We start from the raw sequence: 14,790 nt of genomic DNA, 5'->3' as shown, positions 1-14,790 counted from the left end.
TTCAACTTTTAAATGATCCATTATTTTCTACTCTTCCTTTGACTTTCGATTTAGACTTCATAGATTGTATCTTTTCGAAATCTGTCTGTGGTCATATCTGAAAAAAGGAGGAATTTTGGCTTTTTATCCTCCTTATGAACAACACGGATTGTCTTATTTTGTTATGCGTGTCCCCGCTTTTCCATCTAGCGCAGCTACCGCTTGATCCAATGAACAGATCATTGCCTCTTTACCTGACTTTGCAAATTCTATAGCCGCTTGGATCTTTGGCAGCATACTGCCAGCAGGAAATTGCCCTTCTGCCACATATTGTTCAGCTTCTTCTACTGTAATTCGGCTTAGTTTTTGCTCATTTTCTTTGCCAAAATTGATAAATACATTTGGTACGTCTGTCAACATCATGAAAACGTCAGCATTTACTTGTTGTGCAAGCTTTAATCCTGAACGATCTTTGTCTATAACTGCTTCAAGACCGTGTAATAGACCGCTCTCATCACGATATACAGGTATACCGCCGCCGCCAGAGGAGATAACAATCGTTTCATCAATTAAACGCCGAATCTCTTCTATTCCATGGATCACTTTCGGTTCCGGGGAAGGCACAACTCGTCTGTAGCCTCGCCCTGCATCTTCTGACATCGTAAACCCTTTCTCTTCTAATTGCTTCGCCTCTTCCTCTGAATAAAATACTCCTATTGGTTTCGTTGGTTTTTCAAATGCTTTGTCATCCTTGTCCACTTCGACCATGGTTAGAAATGTAGCTACATTCGCAGCAATGCCCCGTTCTTTCATATGGTTTTTCAAAGCTTTTTCCAGCATATAACCAATGAATCCCTGTGATTCTGCATTACAAGCATAGATTGGCAGTGGTTCAACGACATTTTTGGCAGCTTCGTTTTGAGCAATAATATTCCCCACTTGCGGACCATTGCCATGTGTAATCACAATTTTATGTCCTGCTTCTTTGATTTCAATCATATGACGTGTTGCAGAGATTACATTTTTGAGTTGATTGGCATAAGTTGCTTCTTGTTTTGGCTGTAAAATTGCATTACCTCCTAGTGCCAGTACTACTCTTTTCCCCATTTCTTTCACTCCTTTGTTAAAGCCATATAAATTCCGTATAAAGTATCCATCCCAGAAGAAGAACCTACTTTTATAAGGTTTTTCATACTTTTCAAAGATGGATCATGTTGTAATCTTGTAATTTTCGAACTAAATAAACCTTCTATAGCACAAGTTAAAAAGCGCGTGCTAACAAGGGTTGTTAAGGGTTTTCTGATGAGATTCCCCAATGTTTCGAGGTGGTTTTGTGCGATAAAAGAGTTGATGAAATGTCCATATAATATACCGACCAGTATATCGTCACCTGTTGGCGTTAAACCTTGGCCTCGTCCGATAAAGTAACGAAACTCCTCTTCCAAATTTTCAGTTGGATCGTGTAATTTATTTATCAAGTCCGACACATGAACTGATTCAAAATCAGTAGATTCATACGATTTAAATGAAATCTGTTTCACGTTTTCTTTTAATTTATTGATGTTTGCATGTTTAAAATCCGTATATAACGGAAGTATTTTCGCATTAAAATTGAGTTTAAAGCAGTTGTGGGAAAGATGGTTATTGCGAACGTGTAATGAATCTCCCACCTCAAGACCTGCTTTTAATGTTTGCTTCGTTTGTGAACCAAGCAAAATTCCAAATGGAAAGGTCCCATTTTCATTTGTGCCGATAAATATCAATTCATCATTCTGATCAACAATATTTATACCTTTTTCAAAAATGCTGTGCACAGTAAATGTTTTTCCCTCAATTAATAGCTGAAGTGCGATTGAACCAATCGCACTTGCCTGTAAAATCATCCTTGAAAACCTAGTTTTTCAGCATATGCTGTGATTGCTTTCTCAAAACATTCGATTGGAGGATGAACTGTACCAGCACCAATTTGCCCATATCCGGCAATTTTATGTGCAATGCCTGTGTTGATTACCGGCGTGATGCCTGTTTCAACAACTTTACGTGCATCAATACCTAAACACGCACCTTTGAAGTCCCACGTCGGAATCACAAAGTTCGGATTTTCTCCAACACAGATCTCAGCCATTTGATTGCTTGTTTCAAGCGCATCATTAAATCCGCCTGTTCCAACAAAACGTGTTACTGCAGGGGCAGCAATCATTGCTACACCGCCAACACCGATTGTTTCTGTAATCGCTGAATCTCCGATATCTGTGTTTGCATCTTCCGCTGAGTAGCCGGTAAAATATAACCCTTGTGGTGTATGAACAGGTGCTGTAAACCACTCATCTCCCATACCTGCAATACGGATGCCAAAGTTTTCACCGTTTCGGCACATTGCGGTAACGACTGTACCATGTTTGATTGTACGCGCTGCATCCATCATTGCTTTTCCTGTCGCCATAGCAATGTTTAAGAAAAATTGGTCTGTATCAGCTAAAAATTGGATCACTTCTGTACTTTGTTCGTTTTCAACATCATCTAATGCTACAATTAATGGAGCAACTTCTTTTAAAAACACCAATGACGCTGCAATATTGCGCTGGTGAAATTCATCCCCCATTGCTATAGCTTTAGCCATCAATACATTAACGTTTAAGCCCCCATCAATTTTTCTTAATGCCTTACTTAACACCGGACCCAACACATCTTTCATCCAGTGCAGGCGATTGATTACCTGCTCATGATAAGCACCGAAGCGTAATACTGCACCGATGCCTTCGTTCATTTGACAGTACGCCTCGTTGCCGCTCTCTTTGTTCACCACAACAAGAACCGGCATATTAGGTGATGTAATGCCTCCCATTGGTCCAACTGCATTCACATGATGACATGGAATAAATGTAATCTTATTGTTTTCAAGCAGTTCACGCGCTCCCTCTTCATCTTCTGCCCATCCTTCAAAAAGAATCGCTCCAACACAAGAGCCTTGCATAGGATCTGTCATATTTTCATATTTAATTGGAGGCCCGGCATGTAATAACACGTAATCTTCCAATTCAGGAATCACAGACTTGGCAGGTACAACATCGGTCAAGAATGGTTGAGCTGCTATGATTTTCTGGATAACAGCTTCGTTCGCTTCATTTATTGTTTTGTACCCCATTAGATTGTCTCTCCTTCATAGTAGTTTAGAAATTGAAGTACTTTCATTAACTTTTCATCACCGCCAGCAATTGGACGCCAGTTAAATTGAACACACTCTGATCCGCTGTTCTGAACAGCTGCTGTAAAACTTTTCAGCCCAATATTGATGACACTTGGCTTCTTATTAATTAAGGAAACAATTTTTTCGTCTACTGTTAAGTCTTCTTGGGTATGTTCAAATTTTTGTATATCAAGGACTGGCTGTTCCACTTTTCCTCCTGCAAGTTTAATCGCTGTACGAACCATTTGGTCGTTTGTCTCACAAATGATTGCACCACTTTCTTTTAAGGTTTCAATTTGCTTTTCATAACCTTGAGGATCTTTCGCTGTACCTACAACTGTTACAAGCACTGCAAGTTCGCGGCCTCCCTGATGTGCATTGGCTAAAATACGTTTAATGGCTGGTGCTAATTCACTTGCCATATCATCATGACTGCCATAGCCAATAACGTTATCAATCATGATGACTGCTGTTTCAGGGTCGTTTCCCGATGTTTCAAGCATTTCGACACGCTTTTCAGGATCAATCATCGGGTGCGGCTTCCCTTGGGTATAAATATCATCGCCTAAGTCAATAATTTCATGATGTTTTGTTTTTAGGATATAGGCTTCTTTCTTCTCTTCAAGTACTTCCTCTTTGAATGCCTCTTTCAATAACATAGCTGCTTCAGATGCCAAAGTACCACCTGAGTAATAACCTTTAATACCAACTTGTGAATCTTTTAACGACACATTTACATCTTCAGCCAATGTCGGTTTAAAATTCGGTTTGTCACCATTGGATAATTGAACAGATACAACCGCTGCTTCTTCAAGTGTATACGCATGATAAATATTTTCTTCCTGATAAGTTGGTTGATCTCCTAAAAATAACGTAACAACCGGTTTTTCAATATTTCTTAATACGTTTAATACTTTTTGCTGCACTTCCTCTGCAGGCGGTTTAGAAATGACTGTAATCACTTTTACTTTTGGATCTTGGTTCAATGCTTTGATACTATCTAAAACCGTGATAGCACCAACCTCTGTCGATAAATCCCGACCACCTGTACCAATTGCGTTTGTTACACCTTTACCATAACGGTCAATGATGCTTGTCACTTCCTGAATCCCTGTACCTGATGCACCCACAACGCCAATATCTCCTTCATTCACGATATTTGTAAATGCAAGTGGCACGCCATGGATAATTCCGGTCCCGCAGTCTGGTCCCATTACTAATAATCCTTTTTCATGCGCCTTTTGTTTCAACTTAACCTCATCTTCTTTAGATACATTGTCGCTGAATACAAATACATGTAACCCTTCATTCAATGCATTTTCCGCTTCCATTGCTGCATACTGACCAGGAATGGAGATCAATGCCAAATTAGGGTTGTTCGCAAGTTCCATTGCGCGCTTCCAGTTATGTGCTTCTTGGCCTTTAGATGTGTCTTGTGAAGCGGCATCACCTTTTAAAGCTGCTTCTACTTCTTCTTTCACTGCCGCTACTTTTTCTTCTTGATTTGTATCTATAACGATAACAATGTCATTTGGATTTGCTTTTTCCAATTCATCTGTGCCTAAACCCGAAGATTTAAAAATATCTTTGTTAGCTGGTGTTCCCATCATGATCGATACTTTGTTTACACCATCTATTGCAGATAACTTGTTTGATAAAAGCATTAACACGATAGAATCTTGATAGGTGTTTTCTTTTATAATTGTGTATAACATAATGATCCTCCATTTTGTTATTCTGCAAATCTATTCTTTCCATGATAGCGATTGTAATGAACATCGCCTGAAACGAGGTAGTTATAAATATCGTCTACAATTTCAATTCCTTCTTTATCATATTTGGCACTTCTTAATTTACCGCGCTCACCCGGATAATAAATTTCTCCATAGCCTTCAGCTGCCGGTTGTGCTTTTAATTCATCGAGCATCGTCGAAATCTGTTGTTTAAAAGCAGTTAAATCTGTGAAGTATGCGGGATTGATAACAATATGAATTTGCCCTAAATCGCGGCCTTTTGTCAGATCTTGATACATGGAGGATACATGTACGCCATGAGGTACTCCAAGAAGACTGCCCGATAAAATATCCACCATCATCATCAATCCATAACCTTTTGGACCAGCAATTGGCACAAGTGCATGAACATCTCTTGCATTCGTTGTTGGTGCACCGGCTGCATCTACTGCCCATGTTTCCGGGATCGATTCATTTTTACTTCTGGCATCCAATACTTTTCCCCATGCCTGAACAGTTGTCGCCATATCAAATGTGATTATGCGTTCATCAGCCGATGGTACACTATAAGCAATCGGATTGGTGCCAAAGTATGGTTCTGTTCCTCCAAACGGTACGACCATTGGATCTGATTGGCACATACTTAAAGCAACCATGTCCTGTTCTGCTGCCATTTCAACAAAGTAACCCAATGCACCACTATGCGAAATATTCTTCATGCCTACAACAGCCACACCTGAATTTTTTGCCATTTCGATTGCTTTTTCCATCGCTTGTTTTGCTGCTTGGTGACCTGGACCATTATCTCCGCTAAAGACAGCGGATGCAGGTCCTGTTTGTTCAAATGTGTAGTTTGGGCTTGCTGTAATACCGCCTTTTGCGATTCGTTCGGCATAGTATTCCACACGTACTGCTCCATGGGAATGGATCCCTCTATGATCGGCGAATGTCAATACATCTGAAACATCGTGTGCGGCTCCTTCATTTAATCCAGCTTTGATTAGCTTCTGTTTGATTAAATGAAACAGCTCCTGCTTAGATACTCGCATCTGATCCTCCCCCCTTCCATTACATGATTAGTAAATTTTGTCTGACTCTAAATAATCTAAAATTTCCTTTGTAACTGGGATACCTGTTTTTTTATACTGTTTCATCACATCTATTTGAATTTCACCAGGATAATACACTTTGTCAAATCCTTCAGCAGGCGGGTTATCATGTAATTCTTCAACCATTTGAGATATTTTTTCCAGGAATTGCTCCTTCCCGCCAAAGTATTCAGGATTGATCACGAGATGAAGCTGCCCTAAGCGACGGTACTCTGATAAATCTTTATACATGGAAGTGACATGCTTGCCAAATGGCAAGCCGAGTAAACTCCCCGATAAAATATCCACCAGCATCATTAACCCGTATCCTTTAGGCCCAGCCATTGGTAATAATGCATTTACCTTAAACGGGTCTGTTGTTGGTGCTCCATTTTTATCCACTGCCCATGAGTCTGGGATAGATTTGTTTTTACTTCTTGCATCTAAGATTTTCCCCCAGGCTTGTACCGTTGTTGCCATATCAAACAGTATTGGACTGCCATCTTTTCGAGGCGCACTAAAAGCAATTGGGTTGGTGCCAAAGTACGGTTCGGTACCGCCAAATGGCACAACCATGGGATCAGATTGACATACTGTTAATGCCACCATACCTTCTAATGCTGCTTGACGTGCATAATAACCAATCGCACCACTGTGTCCCATTTCTTTTACACCGACAACACCGATACCTGATGTTTTTGCCAATTCGATTGCCTTTTTCATTGCTTGATAACTCACATAATGTCCTAACGCATTATCTCCATGGTAAATCCCTGATACTGGACCCGTTTTTACGAAGCTTAAGTCGGGGTTCAGGTTATATCCACCCTTCAATGTACGTTCGGAGTAGTATTGCATTCTCACTGCACCATGTGAGTGAACACCTCGTTCATCTGCAAAGATGAGTAAGTCAGCTGTTTTATCCGCTTGTTCTTCAGGTAAGCCTGCTTTCAATAATTTATCTTTCATTAGCTGCCGGAGACGATTACTTTCTACATACACTAATGGTTCACTCATTAAAATTGCCCCTCTTTATAGATTAATATCTCTATTCGCATCCTTTGAATAAATATACGAGAATGGTTCATCTAAACCAATTGCATAGGTTGCTTGCGGCGTATAAGCTCCCATAAAAATATAGTCACCTTTGTCAACTGGCATCCACTCGTTGTCTAAGTTGTAAACACCTCGTCCACTTAATATATAAGCACCATGTTCTTGAACGTGCGTTTCAATGTAACCATGCGAAGCACCCGGCTTAAATGAAAGAATATGAATGTTCATGTCATATGCGATTTCTTTTGGCAGTAAATCTTGAATTAATACTTCTTTCATCCCTTCATAGGGTTCTTGTTTGATGTTATTCACATTACCTGTAACAATTTCTGGCGTATGTCCTTTAAGCGGCTGATAACGCTTTTTGTATAAAAACAAACGGCTGTCCTCACCATTATTATTATTATCAAACGTCAATTGTAAGTGTGGAGGTACATATAAGAATCCGCCTTTTGCCAATTCGTATTTTTTACCATCCGCAAAAGCGTTGATTTTACCATATTCAACGTACACAAATGATTGGATACCATCACCGGCAAAACCGGTTTTGTTTCCGCCCTTGTTTTTAACTGTTACCAAATAATCTACAAACCTTGCACCTAAACGCGGGGATCCTAAAATGGTTACATCACAATCTTCAAAGCCAGGTACAACATTATTAACCAAGCCATCAGGTGTGATTACCGCATAATTATCCTTTTTTATTACTGAACGTGTTTCTAATAAACCTTCTCTGTATCCTTGATTATGATTTAAGTAACTCATGAGTATCTGGCTCCTTTTCATTCTTTATAAGCTAGTTCAAACAATACATCTTTCAATACTTCAATCCCCTTCACAAGGTCTTCTATCTTCGTTTCTTCATTGGTATTGTGGCTGATTCCGCCAATAGAAGGTACAAACAACATTGCAGTAGGGACAAAATCCGCAAAAATTTGTGCATCATGACCTGCACCAGATGGCATCAATTTATAGCAGTCTCCCACATTATCCTTAGCTGCTTGTTCTATTATTTGGATGATTTCTTTATCCATCAATGACGGTGCTTCATCCATCCATAAATTAATGTCATAAGCCATGCTGTTTGCTTCTGCCACCGCTTTAACTTTATCTTCAATTTCTCTCGCAAAATCATTTAATAGTTGTTGATCAATATGACGACAGTCTATCGAAAAAGTAATTTCTCCAGGGACGACATTTACCGTGTTTGGAACAGGAGTGACATGTCCAAATGTTAATACAAGAGGCTCCCCAATTTCTCTAGCTCGTTTCGTTAAGTCTGTTACAATCTCACTATATGCAACAACTGTATCTCTTCGTAATGACATCGGTGTTGTGCCAGCGTGATTTGCTTCACCTTTCAAGTTAACTGAGTAACGTTTTTGACCGACAATCCCAGTTACAACACCAATCGCTTTATTTTCCGTCTCTAATACTTTCCCTTGTTCAATATGTACTTCAATAAATGCTTTAATATCGTCACGAACATCATCTGTCTTACGGTAATCAAAACCCGATTCGTGCATAGCATCTTCGAATTTAATTCCTTCAGCATCTTCTATTGTGTCAACATCCTCTTTTTTGGCTAGGTTAAAGAAGTTTTTACTTCCCCAAAATGTATATGGAAATCGGCTTCCTTCTTCTTCTGCGAGTGATAATACTTCTATTGTTCGTAATGGTTGACCATATTTTTCTTTTAAATATTTCACAGCAACCAGTGCAGATAAGATACCGAATTGTCCATCTAGATGACCGCCTTCAACAACTGTGTCGATATGTGATCCTGTTAAAATAGTTTCTTCAGAATATTTACTTCCAACAAGACGACCAGATAAGTTCCCAACATCATCAAAGCTTACTTCTAAACCTTCTTCCTTGAATGTTGCTTCCAGTTCGCGAACTGCATCAATCCATTCAGGAGAGTATAACAGCCGCGTAATTCCCCCTTTTTCTAAACCGCCAAAACTTGTGAATTTCTTATCCAACGTTTCAAAGGTTGATTGAATATCCATTCTTTTTCTCCCCCTTTCTTTTATTTACTTTCATCATAGAACCCTATTTACAACCATTCATTGACATAACCAACAATAATGGAAAAACATTTTATGCACTTTTAACAAAGACACCTTTTAATCAATTTACGGTATCTAAATAATGGGCTAATGCCAGATATAAAAAGAAACTGTTGGCTTTCGATTACATAAAAAAATACGCTTTATAACAAATTAAATTTGCATTGAATTTCTCCTAAAGAAAATCACAGATTGCTCGCTTCAAAAGAGCGAAACTTCTCTTTTACCAATCAAATAAATAAGGTGCAAATAAAAAAATGACCCTATAAATCAATAAAAAACATTGATTTATAGGGTCATTTATCTGTTTCATTACATCATAAATGATATGCCAAGAGTCAGGATACATATTGATTAACAACTGCTGCTGTAATAGCGAAAGATTGTGATGAAGTCAACTTTGCCATGCTCACTTCAGCTGTATTAGCTGCCATAAGAAATGCTGATGACACACTGAATTTGCGAGTGTAAGACAATCTCAGGTCGCCTTCACACCTTCCTATGCCTCAAATTCCTGACGGGATAGCTAGTCCGTCACTCAAGGAATAAATCTTCCTACTTTTTCATTTAAAATCCCTTTTTCTTTATCATAGATTTCGACACCGCGAAGGATTGTTTTCACTACCTGAGCACCAATTTTGCGGCCAATATACGGACTAATTTTGTGTCGATATGCTAAGTCCTCAGCCTTTAATTCATAAGGTGCATCTTTCTTAATAAATACGAAATCCGCATCTTTCCCTACTGCAATACTGCCTTTTGATGATAGATTAAAACGTTTCGCAGGGTTTGTAGCAATAATGTCTGCAAATTTGGATAATGACATATTACGTTTTTGCACCCCCTCATCAAATAATATGTCAACATTATTTTGTATACCTGCGATACCCCCCCAAGCTTCAAATGCATTATCCGTAGCTTTTAAGTCTGGGGTACATGGTGAATGGTCTGATGTTACGAATGAAATATCTCCGTTTAATACCCGATTCCACATGCCTTCTAAGCGTGATTGTTCACGAATTGGCGGAGAACATTTTGCAACTGGTCCGATATGATCTAGTTCTTCTTTATAGAAATATAAATAGTGTGTACATGTTTCGCATGTAATATCGACCCCTTCCTGTTGTGCTTTGACAATTTCATCTACGCCCTCTTCACAAGCTATATGAACGATGTGTACACGACATCCCGTTTCTTTCGCAAATAGAATTATTTTTCTAATCGGTTCTACTTCAGTAAATACGGGTCGAGAATCTACATAAGCACGTAATGAGGTTTCACCATTTTTAGATGCTATTTCCCCTAACTTGTCCGTAATTGCAGCATTTTCAGCGTGTATAGATAATATTTTGCCTGTCTTCGCAATTTGTTTCATACCTTCGTAAAGGGAATAGTCGTCCACATTCATGAAATCTCCTTCTATAGAACGGTCACCACATGTTGCTAAAAAACATTTATATGCAACAACACCATTGTTATCTAACTCTTGAATACCCCCATCCAAGTTAAATGGTACTAAACCTCCGTAACTCGCAACGTCTACAGATAATTTTCCTTTTCCAGCTTTAAATTTTTCTTGAATAGATTCCTCATCTACCGTTGCTGGCACTTGATTTAATGGCATTTCGATGATCGTTGTGACACCGCCTTTTGCAGAGGCACGTGTTCCTGTGTCATAGCCTTCCCATTCATCACGATAGCCGCCGCCCGGCTCTGTGATATGAACATGTGCATCAACCATACCCGGAGATACAATCAATCCTTTTGCATCGATAATTTTTGCACTTGTACCCAAATCCTGACCGATTGCTGCGATTTTGCCATCTTTAATCCCTACTTCGACTTCTTGTTCACCATTTTCCAGAATGACTAATCCATTTTTGATAATTGAATCAAAATTCATTAAAATCATCCTCCTCTTTTAATGGTTGGATATAAAATACTGCCTTTCGCAACCGCCAGCATGAATCCCCCGGATAGCCAAAATACCAAAAAATGCAAATCACTAGATTTAAGATAGCACTTATTTAATGTTTCACGATAGCAAAGTTAATGATCATGGTAGCCCCGCCCCACTATCAATGAAAATTGAACCTGTGTATCCGTTTGCAACAAGTCATAAGGCTATCTGACAAGTGATATCGTTGCTTGAAACGGTGATATAAAACATCACCAACAGCTATATAATCCGGAATATTATGCACTAGTCCCACCCCCAACGTTAAAAAAAGTAAATGAGGATGAAATTCTTTGTTCAAGTGATCTTCGGCATGATATCTTTGTTATAATCACACTTTTCAAAAAACGAAGAATCATGTTCAAGCATTAATGATTCTCCTTTAATATTTTTAACTAAAGGATTATACGTATAATTACCTTCAAAAACAGTGTACGATCAGATTGAAAAGTTATCCTTGTAACATCTGACATATTTCATTTTTATTTTATCTTTTTCTAACAAAGATAAGGAGGCAGCCTTTATGACAACATTAAAAGAAATATTATCTGTACTACAATTTTCAGATTTAACATTGCTAAATGAGCAGGGCGATTTGGAACGAGTGGTAGAAATGGTTGATATTACAGAAACGCCTGATATTAAAAATTTTACAACGCCGCACTCACTTATCGTCACAACAGGAATGAGCTATCAGGATGATCAATCCGGACTAATCAGTCTTATTAGTGAGTTAAATGATATACAAGTTGCTGGTCTAGGTATCAAGCTATCCCGATTTTTAAAAAAATTAGATGATGAGGTTATTGCATTTGCAAACAAATTAAAATTCCCAATTATTGAAATTCCGGAAAGTTGGAATTTAGGATCCATTACTCATCATATATCGTCATTTATCCTGGATGAAGAAACAGAAAAATTACACTTCGCATTAGATATCCAACAAGAGTTAAATGCTATGCTTATGCAAGGGTTAAGCCTGAACATGATGATTGAACGTTTAAGTAGACTTATAAAGGTTCCTGTCATGCTGCTAAATTCTTTTCATCAAGTTGAGTCAGCGAGTCATCACTTTCATCAACACTCAGAACATGTTCAAAAAAACCTCAATTATTTCCGAAGATATTTAAATTCAGAGCAAATCGAACCAAATCACAATGGTGTTTTCCAGGAAGAATATGCTATATTTAAGGTTCCTGCATTTAAATATTTTCCGTATTATCTAATGATTTCAAATGTTAATTTGCTCAACTATCCGTTTAGTTTATTAACAATAGAACAAGCAGTTAACACACTTAGTCTCGCAATTTATAAAAATAGTAAAATCAAAGAAGCAGAGCAGCAGGATACGAACCATTTTTTTACATCTCTGATGTCCGAACATCCTGATAACCTTGTTTCACTAACACAACACACCGACCTTTTAAAAAAATATCACATTCAACCCTCTAAATTCTACCAAGTGATGATTTGCGGGATAGACAAAGAAAAGAATGTAGAAAATAGCGCCTACTTAAATGAGCGATATCAGATGACTTTTGAGTGGTTAACGCATAAGTTTACTGGGATTGACCCTTCCATTAGTATATATATGTCTCAGGGTGAACGCAGATTTACGATACTTTTACAAAGAAGACATCATTATTATTTGGAATACTGCAGATATATCCAAAAAGAGTATCAGCTATTTTTTAATAGCTCCCTTTCATTTGGCATTGGTAATGAGGTCTCCGAGCTTTCACAATTACCACTGTCTTTTTTCGAAGCGAATGAGGCTTATGATAATAAATATGAACAAGGCGAAATAGAATTTGTAGAGCCCTATAAATCTAAAAGCGTAGAAGAATTATTACAACTCATTCCAACGAATAAATTAAAACCATTTATCATTTATACACTCGGTCCATTAGCTTATCCCCAAACAACGAAGGAAAAAGAACTAAGGTTTACGTTAAATGTCTATATGGCAAACCAATGTGATCTTACAAAGACCTCAGAGGATATTTTCATTCACCGTAATACTGTGAAATATCGTATTAAAAAATGCGAAGAAATATTAGGTCAATCTGTAGAATCTCCTGATACATCCCTGAGCATTCGATTGGCATTATTTGCTTCAGAGAAAATATCGTTGTAAATCAAAAGTAGAACCACCGGAAGTTTTCTTTTCTATTTATTTAGTTAGCTACTGTTTTATTCTGTCTTAACATAACCACAAGGAAAAATAGCAACGCTGCTGCTGCGAGAAGGATGGTTGCAATATAGAATGCTAATACTTGCGAGCCGGTTACATCACCAATATAACCAGTAAGTGTTGGTGCAATAACAGATGAGCTCATTCCAAAGAAGTTAAAGAGAGTTAATGCTCTGGCCACTCTATCTCCTGATACGGAATCAGATACATAGGTTATTAAAACTGGATCAATCGCAAGTTTACCTAATAAGCCATATAAAATTAATGCAATATACAGCACTGCAGGATTTGGTGCAAATACTGTCAAACTAATTGTGATTGCTGCAGCAATTAATAGAAATAAAATTAAACGCAGACGCAAATGTGCATGTTTGTCTATGTATTTAGTAAATATCAAAGCACCAGGCACTGCAGTGACTGCAACTAGTGCAGCTACATATCCTACTGAGCCTTGAGCAAATCCTTTTTCTGCTACAAGGAAGGATGGCAGCCAAGTGACAATCATATAATAGCCATAGCATGTTGCAAAATACACAAAATATACAACTAATTGTCTTGGAGAAAATAAGCTTTCATTTAGAATCTCTGTGCTTTGTACGGCGTCTTTCTTCTCTTCAGCCACTTCCTTGTCTGATGTTTTATCTTGTTTAATAAACAACACAAACACAAATGTTACAGCTACGATAACGATAGCTGTTATAAAAAGCATATAATTCCATTGAATTTCAAAACCGCCTACTAAAACCGATGATCCGATTAGTCCAATTACCATTCCTAATGCTGAACCGCTATTTATTATCGCATTGGAAAAGCTTTTTTTATCTTTTGGCGTATGTTTGGCTGATAAGGAAAAGGCTGCACCGTAATATGAACCAGTCGAAATACCAGCCAATAACGAACCAATGTATACTTGCATGATAGTTGAACTTGTGCCAATTACAAATGCAGCCAGCGCAAAGACGATAAATGCAGGAATTAACACCTTTTTCTGTCCAAATTTATCGACAAGTGCTCCTGACGGAATTTGCATACCCGTATAGGCAAAGAAATAAATAGAAGCAACCAACCCCATTTGTGTATCACTAATATGTCCTAATGATTCTTGAATCTGTGGATATATTGGCGTAAGGATTGTACGATAAATCCAAATAGCTACCCACCCTAAACACAATGCAATAATGATCTTTTTGTAATAATCGGGGTCATGTTTCTTTGTTTTTTCCACGGTATGACACGCTCCCTTTTTATTATTTAATTAAATTGTAGGTTATAAGCCAGTCAATAACATTGTTCACTTTCAACAAAAACAAAAGTAACATTATACATTTTAGACAAAAGGCATCTGCTTAAAAATATCGATGAAAGATTCATCGATAGAAACTAGTCCTATTTTTCCCAGCTCTCTCATTTCTATAAAAGCAATCAGGTAAAAAAGATGGCTCTTTTTTAAACAAACCTACAATTTATTAAAAAAAGCACTTCCCAAATAAACAGGAAGGCTCCCCAAACGTTGATATAGCAGCG

At 37.9% G+C, this 14,790-nt stretch carries 11 protein-coding genes; 1 reads left to right on the top strand and 10 read right to left on the bottom strand.

Annotated features, from left to right (window positions below):
• Positions 1-153: 153 nt before the first annotated feature.
• The 9 genes from arcC to allB all read right to left on the bottom strand — a co-directional run bounded on the left by arcC (position 154) and on the right by allB (position 11,018).
• Entirely contained in the window at positions 154-1,086 is a 933-nt protein-coding gene (gene arcC / locus MHB72_RS06235; protein WP_020450847.1) for a carbamate kinase, read from the bottom strand.
• Between the two features lie 5 nt (positions 1,087-1,091).
• Complete coding sequence (locus tag MHB72_RS06230; RefSeq protein ID WP_216921025.1) at positions 1,092-1,862, bottom strand: DUF2877 domain-containing protein; 771 nt, start codon at positions 1,860-1,862, stop codon at positions 1,092-1,094.
• Positions 1,859-3,124, bottom strand: a complete 1,266-nt coding sequence (locus MHB72_RS06225) for a YlbE family protein (protein WP_216921023.1) — start codon at positions 3,122-3,124, stop codon at positions 1,859-1,861. Before MHB72_RS06225 ends, MHB72_RS06230 begins: the two co-directional genes overlap by 4 nt.
• A complete protein-coding gene (locus MHB72_RS06220) occupies positions 3,124-4,881 on the bottom strand; it encodes an acyl-CoA synthetase FdrA (RefSeq protein ID WP_216921021.1) in 1,758 nt (585 codons plus the stop codon). The genes MHB72_RS06225 and MHB72_RS06220 overlap by 1 nt, the downstream gene beginning before the upstream one ends.
• A 17-nt stretch (positions 4,882-4,898) precedes the next feature.
• The gene (allD, locus tag MHB72_RS06215; RefSeq protein ID WP_340901969.1) at positions 4,899-5,948 is read right to left on the bottom strand and encodes an ureidoglycolate dehydrogenase; all 1,050 of its coding nucleotides are present in this window, start codon (positions 5,946-5,948) and stop codon (positions 4,899-4,901) included.
• 27 nt (positions 5,949-5,975) lie between these two features.
• Positions 5,976-7,004: an ureidoglycolate dehydrogenase gene (allD, locus tag MHB72_RS06210; protein ID WP_216921017.1), complete on the bottom strand. Its 1,029-nt coding sequence runs from the start codon at positions 7,002-7,004 to the stop codon at positions 5,976-5,978.
• 15 nt (positions 7,005-7,019) lie between these two features.
• Complete coding sequence (allE, locus tag MHB72_RS06205; protein ID WP_216921015.1) at positions 7,020-7,808, bottom strand: (S)-ureidoglycine aminohydrolase; 789 nt, start codon at positions 7,806-7,808, stop codon at positions 7,020-7,022.
• Between the two features lie 17 nt (positions 7,809-7,825).
• The gene (allC, locus tag MHB72_RS06200) at positions 7,826-9,055 is read right to left on the bottom strand and encodes an allantoate deiminase (protein ID WP_216921013.1); all 1,230 of its coding nucleotides are present in this window, start codon (positions 9,053-9,055) and stop codon (positions 7,826-7,828) included.
• A gap of 598 nt (positions 9,056-9,653) precedes the next feature.
• Positions 9,654-11,018, bottom strand: coding sequence for an allantoinase AllB (allB, locus tag MHB72_RS06195; RefSeq protein ID WP_216921011.1), 1,365 nt, complete (start codon positions 11,016-11,018; stop codon positions 9,654-9,656).
• Positions 11,019-11,595: 577 nt separating this feature from the next.
• On the opposite strand from allB, the gene MHB72_RS06190 reads away from it, so the two are divergent.
• Positions 11,596-13,209 carry a PucR family transcriptional regulator gene (locus tag MHB72_RS06190; RefSeq protein WP_020450835.1) on the top strand — a complete coding sequence of 538 codons (1,614 nt, stop codon included), beginning with the start codon at positions 11,596-11,598 and terminating at the stop codon, positions 13,207-13,209.
• A gap of 40 nt (positions 13,210-13,249) precedes the next feature.
• Here the strand turns inward: MHB72_RS06190 and MHB72_RS06185 are convergent, their stop codons facing one another.
• Positions 13,250-14,491, bottom strand: a complete 1,242-nt coding sequence (locus MHB72_RS06185; RefSeq protein WP_020450834.1) for an MFS transporter — start codon at positions 14,489-14,491, stop codon at positions 13,250-13,252.
• Between the last annotated feature and the right edge of the window lie 299 nt (positions 14,492-14,790).

It is taken from the genome of Bacillus sp. FSL K6-1284, from assembly GCF_038002625.1.
In the GTDB taxonomy this organism is placed as follows: Bacteria; Bacillota; Bacilli; order Bacillales; family Bacillaceae; genus Bacillus; species Bacillus paralicheniformis.
The sequence above is the reverse complement of the archived record's forward strand: the minus strand, read 5'-3'. Positions and strand labels throughout refer to the sequence as shown.